Genomic DNA, 20211 nt, shown 5'->3' with positions numbered 1-20211 from the left:
TTCCGGGATCATGAACCCGCGCCCATGATCAGATCGGGCAGCCAGAGCGCAATCTGCGGGAAGAAACACAGCAGGATGATGCCGAGAATCATGCACAGCGCGTACGGCAGGCTACCCAGCAGGATGTCGCGCAACGCAATGTCCGGCGCAATCCCCTTGATGATGAACAGGTTGAGTCCCACCGGTGGCGTAATCAGGCCGATCTCGAGGTTGATCGTGAGAATGACGGCAAACCAGTAGGGGTCGAAGTCCGCGGCAACAATGATCGGCAGCAGTATCGGTGCGGCCATAACGATCACGCCCACCGGCGGCAGGAAGAACCCGGCCACCAGCAGGAACAGGTTGATCACCGCCATCAACACCCAGCGATTCACCTCCAGATCCGCAATGGCACCGGCAACTGTCTGGGTAATGAACAGGGACGACAGGGCAAAGGCAAAGATCTCGGCGGTTGCAATGATCAGCATGATCATCACGCTTTCCCGCAGGGCGTCGCGCATGATGTTGCCCACGGGTTTGGCCTGCCACATGCGATACACCGCAATGGCCAGCACCAGGCACAGGAAGGCCCCGACACCCGCCGCCTCGGAGGGCGTCGCCACGCCGCCATAAAGCGCAAACAGGATGCCCATCACCACCAGCAGGAACGGGAGCACCCGCACCAGGGCCTTGAGGTTGCCCTCGACGTTCTCCTTGACCTGGGCCGCCACCTGCGCAACCGGGTTGGGCGTGTTGTAGCCCCCTGCCAGCTTGCAGGCAATCAGGGTCCAGACCATGAACAGAACCGCCAGCATGAGTCCGGGAATGGCGCCAGCGATGAACAGGCGGCCAATCGAGGTTTCCGTGGAGATACCGTAAACAATCATGGTGACCGAGGGCGGAATGAGAATGCCGAGGGTACCGCCTGCGGCAATACATCCCGCCGCCACCCCGTCCGGGTAGCCCCGCTTACGCATTTCAGGAATGCCGAGCTTGCCGATCGCCGCACTGGTGGCCGGTGAGGAGCCGGAAAGCGCCGCAAAAATGGAGCAGGCGGCAATGTTGGATATCGCCAGACCGCCGGGCAGGCGCCCCATCCAGAGATCAAGCGATCGATACAGGTCTCGCCCGGTGGGGGACGAAGCAACCGCGGCCCCCATCAGGATAAACATGGGAATGGCGACAAAGCCGAACGAGGCCACGCTGCCAAAGAAGGTCTCCCCGAAGTAGACAAGCTCACCGAGACCGCGATCCAGTAACAGTGCGCCGAGCGACACCGCACCCAGGGCAAAGGCAATGGGCGTTCCGATGGCCATGAGCACGAGCAGGAAGATGACAACAAGAATACCGCTGGTAACCGGATCCATGATCAGAGCTCCACTCGAAGAATTTCAGCCACATATTGCAGCGACAACAGGGACGCCCCGACGGCCACGGGAAGAATGGCCGGCCACAGGGGCGGGTTCCAGACCGTACCGGTGGTCCAGTCAAACGCGTAGGCTTCGTAGAAGTAGTACCAGCAGCCATAGGCCAGGGCGAGACAGAACGCCAGGCCAACCAGCGAGGCGGCAATTCGCATCAGGCGCTTGGGCAGGCCGTGCAGTGCGTCCGGCAATACGGTCACCGCAACATGCCCTCCGGTCTTCAGAACATAGGGTGTGCCCAGCAACATGGACGCGGTGATGGCAAACGTGGTGAATTCCGTCTGCCAGATCGTACTTTCGCCCATGACATAGCGAACAAACACCATGTGCACGACAGAAAGAACGCCCAGCGAAAGAAGAAAGCCCGCCACTATGGCGACAGCCACCGAGAGTGTGTCCATCAGGCGGATATAGCCGCCGACAACTCCCCGACCGGCGGCTGGTTGATAACCAGTAGATTCAGACATAAAGAGAACCCGAAAGATGAAGCGAATACCTGCCCCGGTGAAGCACCGGAGCAGGTAGACCGGAACGAAAGCGCAGTTACCGGTTATTCGACAGCCAGTGCAGCATCAATCAGCGCCTGGCCATTGGGGACGTTTTCCGCGAAGGTCTTGTAGGAGCTCTTCTTGGCGATATCGAGCCAGGCCTGGTAGTTTTCCGGAGACATGTTGACGACCTCAACACCATTCTCCTTGAACACGTCGATCATCTTCTGGTCCAGACCGGCCGCCTCTTTGGCGAAGTACTCTTCCGCCTTCTGGCCGGCCGCAGCCAGTGCCGCCTGCTGTTCTTCATTCAGGCTGTTCCAGCTGCGCTCGGAGATGAGTACCGGCTCATACATGAACCACAGGGCATTTTCTCCCGGGGCTGTCAGGCAGGTCACCTGCTCGTAGATGCGGTAGGACACGAAGGAACCGGAGGAGGTGTTGGCGCCATCAAGAACGCCGGTCTGCATCGCGGTGTAGATTTCCGAGGACGGCATCGAGGCAATGGAGGCACCAGCGGTAGCCAGCATTTCGTCGAAGGCCGGCCCGGCGGCGCGCAGGGTCTGGCCCTGAACGGTATCCGGCGAGGTGATGCACTGCTTGTTGGAGGCAAAGCCACCGGCCAGCCAGGCGTCAGCGAGAACCCGAGCGCCGGCGTCATTGATCACTTTCTTGATCATGCCCATGAATTCTGAATCGTTCAGACGGGCGGCACGTTCGTGGTTACGGACCAGACCCGGCATCAGGGTGGCGGAAAATTCGGGATGGCGACCGCTGGCGTAGTCCAGAGGCAGAGACGTCATATCAAGACGGCCACGCACCAGAGCGCCCCACTGTTCCTTGGCCTTGAACAGGGACTGCCCCGGGTAGACCTGGAGCTCCAGGCCCACATCCGCGGCCGCAACTTCACGGGCCATCAACTGAACCATTTCGTCCCTGACATCACCCTTGCCACCGGGGAACTGATGGGACACCCGAAGCACGGTTTCTGCAACGGCAACACCGGAAACGAGAATAGACAGAGAGGCCGCCATGGCCACTTTCGCGAATGGCATTTTCATCGTTTTGTCTCCAAAGTTGTTTTTGTAGTATTGATCAGATAAATCTGATGTATACATCATTAGACTTGATGTATATTAATGTCAACAGGAATTGACTAAAGTATGATCATCACGATTTCGTACCACCCAAACCGGCACTGACTTATGAAACGCTCCAACGCCCAGAAACTGAAAGACGCGCTTGAGGAAGACATCATCAATGGGCGCCTTCTGCCCGGCGACAAGCTCGACCACGACGCGCTGGCAGAAAAATACAACGTCTCAAGAACACCGATTCGGGAAGCCGTTCAGCAGCTGGTGGTGAGCGGGTTGGTGATCGTCAAACCCAAAAAGGGCACGTTCGTCGCGAAGGTAGGCTTTGATCAGTTGATCGAAATGTTTGAGGTCATGGCCGAACTTGAAGGGATGTGCGGTCGGCTGGCCGCCAGAAGGATTCAGCCTTCCGAGCTGGAACGGCTGCGCACCGCCCTGGAGCGATGCGAGGATCGTGACGTGATGTCCGACCCGGACGAATACTATTACGAGAACGAGGAATTCCACAGCTGCATATACGATGCCAGCCACAACGGCTTTCTGGCATCCGAAGCCAGGCAGCTCAAGCAGCGGCTGAAGCCCTATCGTCGCCTCCAGCTCCAGGCCCGGAACCGGGTCTCGAATTCTGCCGCCGAGCACCGCCGCATTTACGACGCCATCGCCAGCGGTAATGAGCTTGAGGCTGAACGGGCCCTGAAAGAGCACGTCCTGATCCAGGGCACCCGCTTCAGTGACTTTGTATCACAGATCAGAAAGTTCGGGCATGCCACCCCAGCCACTGCCTGAGCCGGTAAAAACACTCACGCTAGCGCAGTACCACCAGGGGTTTGTCGGCAGTCTTGAGCATGGTGGTTGTGGTACTGCCCACCAGGAACTGCCGGATTCGGGAATGACCGTAGGCGCCCATTACCAGGATGTCGATGTCGTGCTCTTCCTGGTAGGCGTGCAGGGCCGGCTCCACATCACCGGCGCGAATGGCCAGGGTGATCTCGGTGCCCAGGCCCGCCAGCATCTTCTCGGCCTTCCTGAGCTGTTCCCAGCGATCATTGGTATCCGGACCAATCATTACCAGGTGCAGGGGCATGCCCCGGAGCACCGGACTGCCGGCCAGCAGTTCCACACCCTTGAACGCCGTGGCGCTGCCGTCGAAGGCCAGCATGGCACTGCGGGGCTCACGGTATTCATCCGGCACCAGCAGAATCGGCCGATGCATGCTGCGAATCACCGTCTCCAGCTGGCTGCCAATGTGGGTGTCCCGTTCGGAACTGCTTTCACCATGCAGCCCCATCACCAGCAACCTCGTCTGATTCTCCAGCGCCAGCAGAGACTCGGCGAGCCCGCCATGGCGCTGGCGCTGGATCACGTCCTCGATGCCAGCCGTGCTGACTCTCCGTTGCGCCTCATCCAGCAGGTGGTGGCCGTGTTCGAGAGCCAGCTTTGCACGCTTGCGGTCCAGCTCAGCAAGGTCCTCGAGCAACTGCTCACGACTGCCCAGGCCAATATTGCCGGCCAGGTCCGGCTCTGCCGGGTAGCGCTCCTCATCCAGCACGTGCAGCAGCATCATGGGCGTTTCCATGTGCCTGCTCGCCCAGGCGGCGTAATCACACACCGCGGGCGCGGCCTGAGAGCCGTCAATACAGGCCACTACTCGTAACATCTCCACCTCGCCTTCGTGTTCTTCGTGATTATTCTTCTGGCCTTGGTCGTTCACCGCTTGCGGAGGCATATCAGTGCCCCATCAACTGGTCGACGGCGTCCGGCTTGTCGTGCACGCCAAAGCGGTCAACGATGGTGGCACTGGCCTCGTTCAGACCAATCACCCGGACCTCCGAGCCTTCACGCCGGAACTTGATCACTGCCTTGTCCAGGGCGCCCACCGCGGTGATGTCCCAGAAGTGCGCGCGACTCAGATCAATCACCACATTATCGACTGCTTCCTTGAAATCAAAGGATTCCATGAACTTTTCCGAGGAACTGAAAAATACCTGGCCAACCACCCGGTAGGTCCGGGTATCGGTGGCTTCATCCAGTTCGGAGGTCACCAGCATGTAGTGGCCCACCTTGTTGGCAAAGAACAGCGCCGCCAGCAACACGCCGGCAAGAACACCAAACGCCAGGTTGTGGGTGGCCACAACCACCACAACAGTCACAAGCATCACAATGTTGGTGGAGAGGGGATGTTTGCGAAGGTTGCGGATGGAGTCCCAGGAGAAGGTACCGATGGACACCATGATCATTACCGCCACCAGGGCGGCCATGGGAATCTGCACCAGCACGTTGTCCAGCAGCAGAACCATAACCAGCAGGAAGAGACCCGCCGTGAGGGTGGACAGACGCGTCCGGCCGCCGGACTTAACGTTGATAATGGACTGGCCAATCATCGCACAGCCGGCCATGCCACCGATCAGGCCAGAGCCTATGTTGGCGATCCCCTGCCCCTTGCATTCACGGTTGCGGTCGCTGGTGGTGTCGGTCAGATCATCCACGATGGTGGCGGTCATCATGGACTCCAGCAGGCCAACGATGGCCAAAGGCACCGAATACGGCAGGATAATCATCAGGGTTTCCAGGTTCAGCGGCACGTCCGGCCACAGGAACACCGGCAGGGTGTCCGGCAATTCGCCCATATCGCCCACGGTTCGAATATCGAGCCCCGTCACCACCGCCACGGCGGTGAGAACCACGATGCACACCAGCGGCGAAGGCAGCACCTTGCCCACCACCGGCACCAGCGGAAACAGGTAGATGATGCCGAGCCCCGCGGCGGTCATGGCATAGACGTGCCAGGTCACATTGGTGAGCTCCGGCAACTGGGCCATGAAGATGAGAATGGCCAGGGCGTTTACAAAGCCGGTCACTACCGATCGCGATACAAACCGCATCAGGCTACCGAGTTTCAGATAGCCGGCGATCACCTGCAGCACGCCGGTCAGCAGGGTGGCAGCCAGCAGATACTGCAGACCATGCTCCTTTACCAGCGTTACCATCAAAACCGCCATCGCCGCCGTGGCGGCCGAAATCATTCCGGGCCGCCCGCCCACGAAGGCAATGATCACCGCAATACAGAAAGAGGCGTAAAGACCGACTTTCGGGTCCACACCGGCAATAATCGAGAAGGCGATGGCCTCCGGGATCAGCGCCAGTGCCACCACGATACCGGCGAGCACATCGCCCCGGATGTTCGAAAGCCAGTTGGCCTTGAGGGAATTCACCATATATTCGGATGTCCAGCTTGCTACCATTTCAGAGGCCGCGAAGCTTATCAGCCGCCTGAACGGAAAGTAAGGCTCTTAGGGGTATTTTCTTAGAGCTCTAACGACCTCCCGCGCAGGCTGCTATGATCATGATATCCATTGCGTAACAGGAGCTTGCACCACCCCATGGACGACGTTGCTGCCCAATTTCTGGCTGGAAACCGAACCACCCTCAACCTCGCCGTTGCCCTTCTGCTGGGCGCCATCATCGGCCTTGAACGAGGCTGGGACGCCCGCGAGCAGAAATCCGGCGAGCGTATTGCCGGTATCCGAACCTTTGCACTGGTGGGCCTGCTGGGCGGTATCTCGGCGCTTCTGGCGGAGGAAATCACCGAATGGGCATTTCCGGTGCTGCTGGTGAGCGTGGTGGCCATGGCCATCGTCGCCTACAGCGAGCGGCTTCAGCACATTCGCAACTTCAGCATCACCGGCATGGTGGGCATGGTGCTCACGTTCTGCTTTGGCGCGGTAGCAGTGGCGGTGGACCCGGTAATCGCGACAGCCGCCGCGGTGGTTACGGCAATCATCCTGGACAACAAGGAAAAGATTCACGGGTGGGTCAACCGGCTGATGGAGCACGAACTGGATGCGGCCTTGAAGCTGTTGCTGATTTCCGTGGTCATGCTGCCCATCCTGCCGGACGAAGCGATGGGGCCGGGCGGCGTTCTCAACCCCCGGGAAATCTGGTGGATGGTGGTGATGATCGCCTCCATTTCCTTTGTCGGCTATTTCGCCATCCGGGTGGCAGGTACCCGCAAGGGCATTCTCTTTACCAGCCTGTTCGCCGGGCTCAGCTCATCCACCGCCCTGACTCTGCATTTCGCCCGCCAGGCGTCGAAAAATCCCCAGCTTAATGCCCAGTTCGCCACCGGCATCCTGATTGCCTGCGGCACCATGTTCCCCCGCATCCTGGTGTACTGCCTGGTGATCAACCCGGGCCTGCTTCCAACCCTGGTGGGGCCGGTGCTCGTTATGACGGTGCTTCTCTATCTGCCCGCCATTGTCATCTGGCGCAGCAATACCCACAGCTCGGAGGTCAGCCAGCCCACCCTCAACCAGAACCCGCTGGACCTGACCTCGGCGCTGGTCTTCGGCGTTCTGCTTACGGTCATCCTGCTGCTGGGTGAATTTCTCCGCAACTGGCTGGGCAATGCCGGTATCTATGCGCTGGCGGCCACCTCCGGCATTGCCGACGTGGACGCCATCACCCTGTCACTGACGCGCATGTCCACCGACACACTGGCCATGACCACCGCCGTTATCGGCATCGTACTGGCGGCTGCCTCGAACAACCTGGTGAAGTCAGCCATGGCCTGGGTGATCGGCAACCGCAAGATCGGGCTGCTGGTCGGCGGGCCGATGGTGTTGTCCCTCGCAGCCGGACTGTTGACGGCCTGGCTACAGTAGGGAGCCAATAAAAGACACTAGAGCGCGCGACGGAAGGTGAGATTGTAGCGATAGGGGCCGGTCAGCGGGTGGTGGCCGGTCTTGAGGGTCAGCACCCCGTGGTAGTTCAGGCGGGATGGGCCGCCCCAGACCACCACATCACCGTGTGCCAGGGGCACCTTCAAGGGGCGATCGCTGCGTTTACGGCCGCCAAACTGGAACACCATCGGCAATCCCAGGGAAACAGACACGATCGGCTGGCTGAAATCCCGCTCGTCCCGGTCCTGATGCAACCCCATTTTCGCCCCTCTCTGATAGCGGTTGATCAGGCAGGCGTCCGGCTCGAACCCCGGATAACCGGCGTCTTCGGCGGCCTCCGCGGCCAGTCTACGGAACACCCCCGGCATCGCGGGCCAGGGATTACCCGATTCCGGATCCTCTGCCTGGTAACGATACCCTCGCTGGTCGGTCACCCAGCCCAAATGGCCACAAGCGCTCATGGCGGCCGACATGGCATGGCCTCCAGGGGTTCTCATGTGCCGGAAGGGCGCCTGTTGGCTCACCTCGTCAATGGCCTGCAGCAGAGCCTGTTCGTTGGCAAGCGCGAACCCCCGGAGCACCACAGCGCCTTCGGTGATGGTCTCCCGGATGAGCTCCCCGGGCTGGTCGGAAAACAGATCAGATGTCATCGCTCTCGATTTTACGGCATATGCATGAAAAAAGCCGGACAACGGCTACGCTTGCAGTAGTGGGCGCCCCCTTCGCTGGTATTACGCCTATCCACGCCTTCAAGGATCATCCATGGAACGAACACGCCAGTCAGCCCAGGTGTCACTACCTTTTCTGATCGCATCCGCCATTACCCTGGGAATGCTGGTGCTGACCGTGGTATTGATTGGCCAGAGCTTCCGGGGCATGGAGGCCGCAAAGGTGTCAGCGGCAAGCGCCGCCGCCCGACAGCTGGCCATCAGCGTGGACGACCGTATCCACGCCATCACCGCACCGCCCTCAACGGCCCTGGCGGTACTGAGCCACGATGCCCTGGGCGAGGCTGAAAACCTCGAGCAGCGCCTGGATCGGTTACCGGTGCTGGCCGACATTCTGGCCAGCAGCGAGATTGTCAGCGCGGTCTACGCCGGCTATCCAGACGGCGATTTCGTACTCTTGCGCAAGGTGCTCAGCTCCGGCACCCTGCAGTTCCCGGACGCCCCCGAGGGCACCCGTTACCTGCTTCAGACCATCACCCAGGGTCGGGAAGGTGCCCCTGGCGAATGGCGGTTCTACAACGCCGATATGGTACGGCTGGAACAACGCAGTGTGCCCGGCTACCGCTACGACCCGCGAACCCGGCCCTGGTACAGCGCGGCCCGGAGCTCGGATTCCACCGAACTTTCGGCACCCTACCTGTTCTTCACCACCCAGGAAACCGGCATTACCCTGTCTCGGCGCGCAGCTTCCGCGACCGCCGACACCGGCGCAGTATATGGCATCGACGTTACGGTCACCGACCTCAGTCGTCAGCTGGCCGAGCTTCGGCAGACCCCGGACACACGTATTACCATCGTCAATCGCAATCAACAGGTTCTGGCCGATTCCGGCAACCGGCAACAGCCCGGCCCCGCCATCAGCAAGGTTCTGTCCGGCACTGGCGATATCGTGGATGGCAGCCCGGTGTCCCGGTTCAGCGCAGACGGCAAAGACTGGTACGGCATGGCCGAATCCCTCGATGCCCTGGAAAACGAGGGGCTGAGCATCGTGGTAGCCATACCCTCGGATGAGCTGTTGGCGGAAGTCTGGCAGGCCCTCGCACGGCAAACCGTGATTGCCGGTGTAATTGCCCTGCTCCTGCTGGTTATTGGCTGGTTCCTGGGGCGCCAGGTGGGCCGGCCGCTGGAGCACCTCACCAATCAGGTCAGCCGGCTTTCACGCTTCCGGTTCGATACCCCGGTCCGGTCTGATTCGCACATACGCGAAGCCCGCCAGCTCAGTGTGGCCCTGGACGACATGGCCCGGACCATCCGCAGCTTCCAGAGCATCGCCACGGTCCTGAACCGGGGCCAGGACCTGAACAATCTGCTGCGGGACATACTCGAACAGATTGTGCACATTGTCGGCCAGGCCCGGGGCGGCATCTACCTTTTCAGCCGCCAGCACCAACAGCTGACCCTGGCGGTGAACCAGAACCTCACTCTGCCGGCAACCATTGAAGGCGTGTCCTCGGATGACGACGACAGCGACATCATTCGGCTGCTCCGCCAGCAGCTCACGGGCAACCCGGTCTTCGCCATTCTGCGCAACCGCCGAAAACGCCTCATCGGCGTGCTCACGATCGAGATGGAGCACGGCGACAATACCCAGCTCAGCGATGACCTGATCGTGTTCGTGGATGAAATCGCCGGGTCTGCCGCCGTGGCCATCGAAACCCGGGAGCTCATTGAAAGCCAGCAGGCCCTTCTGGAGGGTATTATCCGTCTCGTGGCCAACGCCATTGACGCCAAATCCCCTTACACCGGAGGCCACTGCGAGCGCGTACCCAAACTGGCGCAAATGTTGGTGGATGAGGCGATCCAGAGCGACAGTCCGGCGTTCCGGTCGTTTTCCATGACCGAGGAACAACTCCAGGAATTCCACCTCGCCGCCTGGCTACACGATTGCGGCAAGATCACCAGTCCGGAGTACGTGGTCGACAAGGCGGTTAAACTGGAAACCATCCATAACCGGATCCACGAAATCCGGACCCGCTTCGAAGTCCTCCATCGGGACGTCGAGATCGAATACCTCAACAAGCGACTGAATGGCCAGGATGACGCCCTTGCAAGGCAGGAACGGGAGCAGGCCTGGCAGGATCTGCAGGACGACTTTGCTGTGGTTGCCCGGGCCAATCACGGCGGCGAGTTCATGGCCGAGGCGGATATTGCGGAGATACGCCGCATTGGCAAGAGAACCTGGCAGCGCCATTTCAACGACCGGCTGGGCCTGACCCCGGACGAACAGGAAGCCCTGGCTGGCATCCCGGAAGCGCCCCTTCCGGCGACCGAACAGCTGCTTGCTGACAAACCCGAGCATCTCCGGGCCTGGGGCGAACACCTGCCGCCCGTGCGCAAGGACGACCCCCGCAACCAGTGGGGCTTCGACATGACCTTGCCTGAGTACGCCTACAACCGGGGCGAACTGCACAATCTCACGATTGCCCGGGGCACGCTCACGCCGGAGGAGCGCTTCAAGATCAACGAGCACATTGTGCAGACCATTTGCATGCTGGACGCCCTGCCCCTTCCCGACCGGCTGGCCAACGTTCCCAGGCTCGCCGGCACCCACCATGAACGCATGGATGGCAAAGGCTATCCCTGTGGCCTGTCGGCCGGGGACATGGGCATACCCGAGCGCATCATGGCGGTGGCCGATGTGTTCGAGGCTCTGACGGCCGTTGACCGGCCCTACAAGGAAGGCAAAACCCTCACCGAATCCCTCACCATCCTCGATCGAATGGCCGACGAGGGACACATCGACCGCCCGGTGTTCGAGCTGTTCATTCGGTCAGGAACCTATCGGCGTTACGCCCGGCAGTTCCTGAAACCCGAACAGATCGATGACGTCGATGAAAGCCTGTTCATGAAGCAGGACTGAAAAACACGTATATTCTATGGCCTGTTTTCCGCTTTAAAGGATTTATGGATGCTGTTTGCAATCATCGTCGGCGGCCTGATTGGCTATGCCTTTGGAAGATTCCCGGGATTCCTGGTGGGCGCTGCCATCGGCGCCTTCCTGCTCAATCGCCTCAAACGCCGCCTGATCGGTAAACTGCAAAGCATCCAGTCCGGGTTCATCGATTCCGTCTTTGCGGTCATGGGTGCTCTTTGCAAGGCCGATGGCGTGGTGTCGCGGGATGAAATCCAGATGGCGGAAACCATGTTTGTGCGCTTCCGCCTGAATGAAGCCCAGAAGGCCCAGGCCAAAGCGGCGTTCACCCGGGGCAAACAACCGGACTTTGATCTTGAGGCTGAGCTGGGACGCTTCCTGCAGGCCAGTGGCCGCCAGCCGGCATTGCTGCAGATGTTTCTTCAGGTGCAGGTATCCGCTGTGGCCGCCGATGGCACCGTGCACCCGGCAGAGCATGACATGCTGCTTCGCATCGCGCGGGGGCTGGGCCTGCCGGAAAGCCAGGTGGAACAGCTGGAAGCCATGCTTCGCGGTGGTGCCCATTCAGGCCAGGCCGGTGCCGGTCAGCGGTCCTCTGCCGACCAGATCAGTGACGCCTACAAAGTGCTGGGCGTGTCGCCTTCGGTGAGCGATGAAGAACTCAAGAAGGCCTACCGCAAACTGATGAGTGAAAACCACCCGGACAAGCTGGCGGGCAAGGGGTTACCGGAAAGCATGCGAGAGATGGCGGAAGAGCGCACCCGGGAAATCAGCCACGCCTACGACGTCATCAAGGAAGCCCGCAAACGCCAGGCATGAGCCATACCCGTTAGCGTTACGGCTCAGAGCCAGCGCGGCACCCTCACCCGATAACGCTCGTATTCATCGCCGAATTTCTCCGCCAGGGCCTTTTCCTCCTCCCGGGCCTGGCGGGTAATAACCAGCACCCCGGCCACCAGACACACCAGCGAGAACAGGCTAGGCAGCGCCAGGAAAAATCCCAGCTGGCCGGCGATCACGGCCATGAACAGCGGGTTGCGTGATCGGGCAAACGGCCCCTCGGTAAGCAGCTTGCTGCGGTTTTTGCGGGGGTCGATCCCCGAACGCCAATCCTCATGCATGTACGCCTGCAGGTAGTTAACAACCGCAAAGGACCCGAGCAACAGGACCATCCCGGCCGCCAGCACCGGCCACTGGTACAGCCAGCCAAACACCCCCAGCCAGCCGTCAATGTCTGCAAAGATACGCACCACGCACACGGTAAGAATCAGCGCCCGGAACACATTGAAAATGTGTCTGTGCCACCAGGGTGCGGAACCACGCTCACCATAATTGATATGGGAAAAGTGCATGCGGCTGTATAGCCCAAGGCTGCGACCAGCAAACTGCAGGCCGATCATCAGGAAAAAAATGCCGAGAAAGTGGCGTACAAGGGGTTCTGTGATGTCCATCGTGATCGCTAACAAAGAATCAAACCACCAGCTTATTACCTGAAAACACGGATGAAAAGAGCCTTTTTACGGACTTTGATCACGCCCATGCCTCCGCTTCCCGAAATGACATGTTGCCACGCCGGGGATTACCGTAGAGTAAATTCTGAACTGGCCACCAGACAGACAGGGAAGCACCATGCCCGATACCCAGGCTCCAAAGACCTGCTCGACGTTCAGAAACGATGCGCTGGGGCACGATGACGCCACGGCCCTCGCCCGCCGCCTGAGGTCCGGGGAGGTGTCTGTGGCGGAAGTGACCCGGGCCGCCATCGACCGTGCAAACGCGGCACAACCCCTGCTGCAGGGCGTGGCCGCAGAGGACTACGAGCGGGCCATGGCGGAGGCAAAAGCCCTCGACAACCACGACCGCCCCGCATCCTGGCCATACTTCCGGGGTGTGCCCACGTTCATCAAGGACAACACCAACGTTGCCGGGCAGACCACGCAACATGGTTCCCTGGCCGTTCCGGCCGCCCGGGCCTCCGACACCAGTCCTTTCGCCCGCCAACTGCTGGCCCAGGGCTTCGTTTGCCTTGGCAAAAGCACACTGCCCGAGTTCGGATTCAATGCCACCACCGAACCTGCCCATGCGCCTGCCACCCGCAACCCCTGGAACCTGGCGTATTCTGCAGGCGCCTCCTCCGGTGGGTCTGCTGCGCTGGTGGCCGCCGGGGTGGTGCCCGTCGCCCACGCCAACGACGGCGGCGGCTCCATCCGGATACCCGCGGCCTGCTGTGGCCTGGTAGGCCTCAAGCCTACCCACGCCCGCCTGCTGGACAACGAAGCCGCGGCCTCGCTGCCACTGAACATTATTGGCGAAGGCATTGTTTCCCGTTCGGTTCGGGACACCGCGAATTTCCTGGAACAGGCCGAGCTTTTTCACAGGAACACCAGGCTGGCCGCCGTTGGCCACAGGGAGGGCCCTTCGGATCGAAAGCTGACAATTGGCCTGGTGCTTGACTCCATCAATGGCCACAGGACGGACGACATTACCCGCAAGACCGTGGAGCAAACCGCCCATACCCTGGAGAAACTCGGCCACCGGGTCGAACCGGTCCCCGTGCCGGTACACCGCTCTTTCCCGGAGGATTTCGCTCTCTACTGGGCACTCCTGGCCTTCGGGGTTCGGGCCAATGGCAAGAAGCTGCTGCATCCCGGGTTTGACAAGCACCGGACGGACGGCCTGACCAACGGGCTGGATGCTATGTTCCGGAGGCAGTTCTGGCGCCTGCCCGCCGCCCTCTGGCGGCTCAAACAATCCCAGCGGGACTACACCCGAGCAATGAAGGGCTACGACGCGGTGCTAACGCCCGTCCTTGGCCATTCCACGCCGGAACTGGGCCACCTGAGCCCGGACGTTCCCTTCGAAACCCTGTTTGAGCGTCTGCGGCGCTATGTCAGCTTCACGCCACTGGCGAACGCAACCGGCGCGCCCGCCATCGCCCTGCCCATGGGACGCACCCCGGAAGGCCTGCCGGTTGCCGTGCAGTTCATGGGGCAACACGGCGGTGAAGGCACCCTGCTGGACATAGCGTTCGCACTTGAGGCGGAGGCGCCTTGGCCACTTCTTTACTCCGCTGAGGCCACCGGTAACGCCGGCCAGCCTGTGCCGGACACGGTGTGAGCGCGCCCGGCGTTGGACAAGAAACACCTGAACTGTCATATTCTTTAGGAAGCTCAGGACTGACCTGATCTGCTCTTGACCTTCCCGACAGAACCAGCAAACAGGGCCGCCCGTATTTCAATAACAAGGATCTGACATTGAGCCCGGCCATGCGCGACAGTGATGTTCTTGTGACCCACCATAAGGCACTGATGGAGCTGAGCCACAACACCAGCTTCATCGACCTCCCCAGGACCCGGAAACTCGCGGCTCTGCTGGAGCTTTGCGCCAACCGCCTGGGCCTCCGGCGTGCCAGCGTCTGGCAGTTCCCACCCGAGCGCGATCGTATTCGATGTGAATGGCTGCACGACCAGAGCGAAGCGCGCAGAAAAGCGCCCCCCGTAGCGCCGTCGGATATCCAGCTGTTCCGTTCCGACCACCCCGCGTATTTCAAGGCGATTACCGAGGAACGAGTGATTGCCGTAGAGGACGCCCGCAACGACCCTCGAACCAGTTCCTTCGATCGCGAATACCTGTCGGTGCAGAACATCCAGGCCATGCTCGACGCACCGATTTTTGACGGTGAACGGCTGAGCGGTGTTGTCTGCCTTGAGTCCGGTACCTGCCGGGCATGGACGGTACCGGACATCTCCCTGGCGGTCGCCATCGCTGACACCATCAGCCTGATGAACACCCACGAGGCCTGGCTGCGGTCTAAACGGGCCCTCGACTATGTCCGCCGCTACGATGCCCTGACCGGCCTGGCCAATATCGATTCTTTGCGGGATCGCCTGGAGCACCTGGTACGCAAAATCAAGCAGCGGGGTACTGGCAGTCTGGCCCTGCTGTGGATTGATGTGGATCGGTTGAAAACCATCAATGACGGGCTGGGGCCCCAGGCGGGAGACCAGGTGATTGCCGGCATCGGGCAACGCCTGAGAGAGCTCCAGCTTGCTGGAAAAGATTTTCTCGCCCGGATTGGCGGCGACGAGTTCGCCCTGGTAATCCGCAACTATACCCTGCCCGATTTCCTTGGTGAGGTTACTCGTGAAATCCAGGGTCGCATCCGCCAGCCCATCAAGGTTTCCGACCAGACCCTGAACATCAGTGCCAGCGTGGGCATCTGTCATTTCCCCGGTGACTGCGAAGAACCGGAGGAACTGCTCAGGGGCGCTGAAGCGGCCATGTACCATGCCAAGCGGCAGGGTCGGGACCGCTCAACCCTGTTCGATTCGGAAATACAGATGACCGCCCGATCCCGGTTTGCTCTGGAGAGGGAGTTGCGGGAAGCGCTCAAGAGTCAGGGACTGGACGTATTTTACCAGCCCATCATGGACCGCACCGGCCAGCATCTTGAGAGTCTGGAGGCGCTGGTGCGCTGGCAACACCCGCGTCGTGGCTGGCTATCCCCCATCGAGTTTCTCGATGTTGCCCGCAGCGCAGGCCTGATGTTCGAGCTGGGCGCCTGTGTGCTGGAGCGGGTTTGCCAGCACTGGCGAGAGGCCAGGGATTTGGGAGTTCACCTGCCCACTGTCTCCGTCAATCTGTCTGCGGAACAAGTGCTTGTTCAGGAACTGCCCGAGCTTGTCCGGCGCATCTGCGAGCGCTATAAAATGCCTGTCAACGCCCTGCAGTTCGAGGTGACCGAGGATTCGATCCAGGGGGATTTCGAGGTAATCAGCGGGGTCCTTGAACAACTTGTGGCGGACGGAGCCGAACTGGCGATCGACGACTTTGGCACGGGCTACTCGTCTCTGTCACGACTCAAGAGCCTTCCGTTCTCGCGTATCAAGATTGACCGCTCCTTCATCAATAACCTGCCTGATGACGAGAATGACTGTGCCATCACGCTCTCGATCATAGGGCTTGCACGGGGCCTGGGGCTCTCGGTGGTGGCTGAAGGGGTAGAGCTGGAAGCTCATGAAACCTGGCTGTTCGACAAGGGCTGCGATTACCTCCAGGGCTACCGGTACAGCAAGCCCCTGCCCTTCGCGGACATTTGCGCCAAATTCCTCAATCATCCGGCCTGACCGGGCAAAACAAAGCCCGGAAATATCGACAGCACCTCCATAAAGCTTGCTTCCGGTCTTGCCCGCACCACCATAGACTCGCCCGAGACCGGATGTTCAAAGGCAATCGCCGTGGCCGCCAGCATCAACCTGCCCTGGCCGAAACGTTCGGCAAAGTAGCGATTGTGACGCCCGCGGCCGTGATTGGCATCTCCGATGATCGGGTGGTGAATGTGCTTCATGTGCCGACGAAGCTGATGCTTCCGTCCGGTCTCCGGATACAGCTCCACGACCGCGTACCTGCTGCTTGGGTATTTCTCGATGGCCACTCGAATCTCGGTGGTTGCCAGGGTCCGGAAACGGGTTAAGGCCTCGCGAACCGGTTGCTCGGAACCTTTCAGCCGGCGATCCTCGGACTCCTCCCTCAACGGGTGGTCAATCTCGCCCTGCGCTGGCGGCCACCCTCGCACCATCGCCAGGTAGGTCTTTCGAACCGATCCCTCCATCATCGCCAACCCGAGGCGACGGGCCGTTTCGCTGTCTCTGGCAAACACCAGGACACCAGAGGTCGGCCGATCCAGTCGATGCATCGGGTAAACGTGCTCTCCGCCATTCAGCGCCCGGGCATACTGCAGCGCAAACTCCGTCTCGTGCCGGTCAATGGGGCTCCGATGCACCAGCAGGCCTGCCGGTTTGTGAACCACAAGCAGGTGCTCATCGCGGTAAAGCAGTGTCAGGGGGTTGGAATTCTGCATCAGGCGTTGCGCATCCGTGCGGCCAGGCTCCGTAACGACTGGCCGGCCCGGTTTCCCAGCACCAGCAGGGCCGGTGTCAGCAGCAGGGTCAGCACGGTGGCAAAGGTGAGTCCGCCGGCAATGGCGCTGGACAGCTGGGTCCACCACTGGGTGGAGGGCGCGCCGAGGCCCAGGGAGGGTGTGAGCAGGTCCACGTTGACGCCAAGAACCATGGGCATCAGGCCCAATACCGTTGTGATCGCGGTGAGCAAAACCGGCCTCAGACGCAGGCAGCCCGTTTCCAGCGCAGCCTCATAGGCGCCCAGCCCTTCCTTGCGCATCTGGTTGTAGGTGTCAATCAGAATGATGTTGTTGTTCACCACAATTCCCGCCAGGGCAATGGTGCCCATGCCCACCATCACAATGCCGAAGGACTGACCGTTCACCAGCAGCCCCATCAGCACCCCGGCGGTGGACAGCACAATGGCGGAGAGAATCAGGAACGTCTGGTACAGGGAATTGAACTGGGTGACCAGGATCAGCAGCATCAGGCCAATAGCCACCAGGAACGCAGTGGCCAGGAAGTTTGAAGCCTGCTGCTGGTCTTCATTCTCGCCAGCGAACTTCACCGATACGCCCTCTGGCGGCTCGGGCATCGCGGCCTGGAGCGAGCGCAGCAGTTCATCCACCCGACGGCCCTCGGCCAGCTCGGATTTGATGGTGACGGTGCGCTGGCCATCCACCCGCACAATGCTGTTGGTCTTGTCACCCGGGCGCAGGTCCACGAATTCCGACAACGGCACCTGGCCCCTGGGCGTGTTGATGGTCTGCCGCTGAAGATGGTCCAGTTCCCGCCAGTTGTTGGGCACGCGGACCACAATATCGACTTCGTCCCGCACGTCTTCCGGCCGGTAGGTAGCCAGAACCAGGCCGTTGGTCACCAGCCTCACCGCACTGCCGATACCCAGTACGTCCGTGCCGAAGCGCGCCGCTGCCTCACGGTCCACCTGCAGCCGCCACTCGATTCCCGGCAGGCTGCGGTCGTCCTCGATGTCCACGAAGCCGCCCAGCTCGCGCATCTTTTCCTTGATCTCATTCACGTAGCCATTCAGGTTTCCGGCACTGCGGCTGCTCACCTGCAGCTCAATGGGCTTGCCCTCGGCCGGTCCGCCCTCCTGTTTCCGGAACTCCAGCTCTATGCCGGGAATGTCCGCCGTCAGATCCCGGAAGTCCTCCAGAATGGCACTGGCCGGGCGACGGGTGAACCAGTCGGTAAACTGAAACTGCAGAACACCGATCACGTCCGGCGCCAGCTGGGAGCCGGGGCGAACCATTGAACGGGCGTATAGAGCCTTCACCTCAGGCATGCCACGCAGACGCTGTTCCACTTCCCGCACAATGACATCCCGCTCCCAAACGGAGAGATCGCCGCGGGCCCTGACCTGCACCTGCGCCGAATCCGGCTCCACGCTCGGGAAAAACTCCACCCCATGGTTGAAGCGTGCATAGGCCACGTAGATCACGCCAATCACCAGCAGCACGCCCACCAGAGTCAGACCCGGCGATTGCAGAAGCCTGGACAGCAACTGGCGATACCCTCGCATCAGCTGCCCGCCCGGCTGCGTGTTGAGCGACCGCCGGCCACCACTGACGCTGCCAAGCACTGGCAGGAACACCAGCGCCATCGCCAGGGAAGCGATAAGGCAGATGATCACGGTCAGCGGCAGGAACTTCATGAACTCACCCACCACACCGGGCCAGAACAGCAGTGGCAAGAATACCGCCAGCGTGGTCGCGGTGGAGGCGATGATGGGCCAGGCCATGCGGCTGGCCGCCTCGGCCCAGGCGTGCCTGACCGGATGGCCCTCGGTCAGGTTTCGGTCCGCCAGTTCAGAGACCACGATGGCGCCGTCCACCAGCATGCCCGCCACCAGAATCAGGCTGAACAGCACCACGATGTTGAGAGTGAGACCCATACTCCAGATCACCAGGATGCCGGTGAGGAAGGCGCCCGGAATGGTCAGGCCGACCATCACGGCCGACCTCGGCCCCATGGCGGCAATCACCACGATCAACACCAGTACAATGGCGGTCAGCACGTTGTTGAGCAGGTCACTGAGAATGTCCCTTACTTCCTGGGACTGATCCATGATGTAGCGTATTTCCAGGGCATCCGGCAGTTGCGGTCGGGCCTCGTCAATCAGCTCACGAACCTGGGCGATGGTCTCGATGATGTTGGCGCCGGCACGTTTGGACACTTCCAGCACCAGGGCCGGCTCACCGTTGATGCGGGCAAAACCCTTGGGGTCCTTGAAGGTACGCTGGAGCATGGCAACGTCGCCAAAGGTCACCACCGTGTCGCCCTCCACCTTCACCGGCATCGACATGACATCCTCGATGGTCTCGATCACCCCGGGTACCTTGAGGGCCATGCGGCCGTTGCCGGTGTCGAGAGAGCCTGCCGCCACCAGCTGGTTGTTCCGGGTAACCAGGGCGGCCAGCTGGTCAAAATCAATGCCGTAGCTCTCAAGCACCTGGGGGTCCACCACGATCTCGAGCAGATCCTCCCGGTCGCCGCCGATGTCGACTTCCAGCACTTCCGGAATGGACTCGATGGCATCCTGGAACCGCCGAGCAATGGTAATCAGCTCACGTTCCGAGAGCGGGCCAGAAAGCCCCACCGACAGCACCGGGAACAGCGATACGTTGATCTCGTTCACCCTCGGCTCGTCCGCCTCCTCGGGCAGCTTGGTGCGGGCCGTATCCACCTTCTCCCGCACGTCCTGCAGCGCTTTGTCCGGGTCGAAGCCGGCATCGAACTCCAGCATCACCGAAGCATGGCCTTCCGAGGCGGTACCGCGCATTTCCTTGATGCCTTCCAGGGTACGCAGCTCCTGCTCCATGGGCCGAACCAGCAGGCGCTCGGCGTCCTCCGGGCTGATGCCGTCCAGGGTCATGGAGACATAGATCATCGGGATGGTGACGTCGGGATTGGCTTCCTTGGGGATGGTCTGGAACGCCACCAGACCGCCCAGAATCAGGAACAGCAGGGTCAGCAACGTGGTCCGGCTACGATCAATGGCGGCAAAAATGAGGGTGCGCATCGGC

The 20211-nt window shown here is 61.1% G+C and carries 15 protein-coding genes; 6 read left to right on the top strand and 9 right to left on the bottom strand.

The annotated features are described in order from the left end of the window. Positions 1-8: 8 nt before the first annotated feature. The 3 genes from AC0J1C_RS05720 to dctP all read right to left on the bottom strand — a co-directional run bounded on the left by AC0J1C_RS05720 (position 9) and on the right by dctP (position 2952). The gene (locus AC0J1C_RS05720; protein ID WP_473045975.1) at positions 9-1346 is read right to left on the bottom strand and encodes a TRAP transporter large permease; all 1338 of its coding nucleotides are present in this window, start codon (positions 1344-1346) and stop codon (positions 9-11) included. A 2-nt stretch (positions 1347-1348) separates the two neighbouring features. Further along, positions 1349-1870, bottom strand: a complete 522-nt coding sequence (locus AC0J1C_RS05715) for a TRAP transporter small permease subunit (protein WP_375193222.1) — start codon at positions 1868-1870, stop codon at positions 1349-1351. Between the two features lie 83 nt (positions 1871-1953). Then, positions 1954-2952 (bottom strand): TRAP transporter substrate-binding protein DctP, encoded by a 999-nt coding sequence (gene dctP / locus AC0J1C_RS05710; RefSeq protein WP_375193223.1) that lies wholly within the window; start codon positions 2950-2952, stop codon positions 1954-1956. Positions 2953-3096: 144 nt separating this feature from the next. Between dctP and AC0J1C_RS05705 the strand changes: the two genes are divergently transcribed. Beyond that, positions 3097-3771: a GntR family transcriptional regulator gene (locus AC0J1C_RS05705; protein ID WP_091992034.1), complete on the top strand. Its 675-nt coding sequence runs from the start codon at positions 3097-3099 to the stop codon at positions 3769-3771. A gap of 19 nt (positions 3772-3790) precedes the next feature. On the opposite strand, the gene AC0J1C_RS05700 is transcribed toward AC0J1C_RS05705, so the two are convergent. Next, positions 3791-4642 carry a universal stress protein gene (locus AC0J1C_RS05700; protein ID WP_473046508.1) on the bottom strand — a complete coding sequence of 284 codons (852 nt, stop codon included), beginning with the start codon at positions 4640-4642 and terminating at the stop codon, positions 3791-3793. Between the two features lie 70 nt (positions 4643-4712). Then, positions 4713-6200, bottom strand: coding sequence for a SulP family inorganic anion transporter (locus AC0J1C_RS05695; protein WP_473045974.1), 1488 nt, complete (start codon positions 6198-6200; stop codon positions 4713-4715). 165 nt (positions 6201-6365) lie between these two features. On the opposite strand from AC0J1C_RS05695, the gene AC0J1C_RS05690 reads away from it, so the two are divergent. Continuing rightward, positions 6366-7646, top strand: coding sequence for an MgtC/SapB family protein (locus tag AC0J1C_RS05690; RefSeq protein ID WP_473045973.1), 1281 nt, complete (start codon positions 6366-6368; stop codon positions 7644-7646). A 17-nt stretch (positions 7647-7663) separates the two neighbouring features. On the opposite strand, the gene alkB is transcribed toward AC0J1C_RS05690, so the two are convergent. Beyond that, a complete protein-coding gene (alkB, locus tag AC0J1C_RS05685) occupies positions 7664-8314 on the bottom strand; it encodes a DNA oxidative demethylase AlkB (protein WP_473045972.1) in 651 nt (216 codons plus the stop codon). A gap of 112 nt (positions 8315-8426) precedes the next feature. Between alkB and AC0J1C_RS05680 the strand changes: the two genes are divergently transcribed. Together AC0J1C_RS05680 and djlA are read left to right on the top strand one after the other, a co-directional pair. Further along, positions 8427-11252, top strand: a complete 2826-nt coding sequence (locus tag AC0J1C_RS05680; protein ID WP_473045971.1) for an HD domain-containing phosphohydrolase — start codon at positions 8427-8429, stop codon at positions 11250-11252. A 48-nt stretch (positions 11253-11300) separates the two neighbouring features. Then, positions 11301-12083 carry a co-chaperone DjlA gene (gene djlA, locus AC0J1C_RS05675; RefSeq protein WP_473045970.1) on the top strand — a complete coding sequence of 261 codons (783 nt, stop codon included), beginning with the start codon at positions 11301-11303 and terminating at the stop codon, positions 12081-12083. A gap of 23 nt (positions 12084-12106) precedes the next feature. On the opposite strand, the gene AC0J1C_RS05670 is transcribed toward djlA, so the two are convergent. Then, complete coding sequence (locus AC0J1C_RS05670) at positions 12107-12715, bottom strand: methyltransferase family protein (RefSeq protein ID WP_473045969.1); 609 nt, start codon at positions 12713-12715, stop codon at positions 12107-12109. Positions 12716-12893: 178 nt separating this feature from the next. On the opposite strand from AC0J1C_RS05670, the gene AC0J1C_RS05665 reads away from it, so the two are divergent. Together AC0J1C_RS05665 and AC0J1C_RS05660 are read left to right on the top strand one after the other, a co-directional pair. Beyond that, complete coding sequence (locus tag AC0J1C_RS05665) at positions 12894-14381, top strand: amidase (RefSeq protein ID WP_473045968.1); 1488 nt, start codon at positions 12894-12896, stop codon at positions 14379-14381. Positions 14382-14530: 149 nt separating this feature from the next. After that, complete coding sequence (locus AC0J1C_RS05660) at positions 14531-16390, top strand: putative bifunctional diguanylate cyclase/phosphodiesterase (protein WP_473045967.1); 1860 nt, start codon at positions 14531-14533, stop codon at positions 16388-16390. Here the strand turns inward: AC0J1C_RS05660 and AC0J1C_RS05655 are convergent. Together AC0J1C_RS05655 and AC0J1C_RS05650 are read right to left on the bottom strand one after the other, a co-directional pair. After that, positions 16378-17124: a pseudouridine synthase gene (locus AC0J1C_RS05655; protein WP_473045966.1), complete on the bottom strand. Its 747-nt coding sequence runs from the start codon at positions 17122-17124 to the stop codon at positions 16378-16380. The two genes, AC0J1C_RS05660 and AC0J1C_RS05655, sit on opposite strands and share 13 nt — an antisense overlap. After that, positions 17124-20207, bottom strand: a complete 3084-nt coding sequence (locus AC0J1C_RS05650; protein ID WP_473045965.1) for an efflux RND transporter permease subunit — start codon at positions 20205-20207, stop codon at positions 17124-17126. Before AC0J1C_RS05650 ends, AC0J1C_RS05655 begins: the two co-directional genes overlap by 1 nt. Positions 20208-20211 lie beyond the last annotated feature (4 nt).

Source organism: Marinobacter sp. E2, from assembly GCF_055755345.1.
The sequence above is the reverse complement of the archived record's forward strand: the minus strand, read 5'-3'. Positions and strand labels throughout refer to the sequence as shown.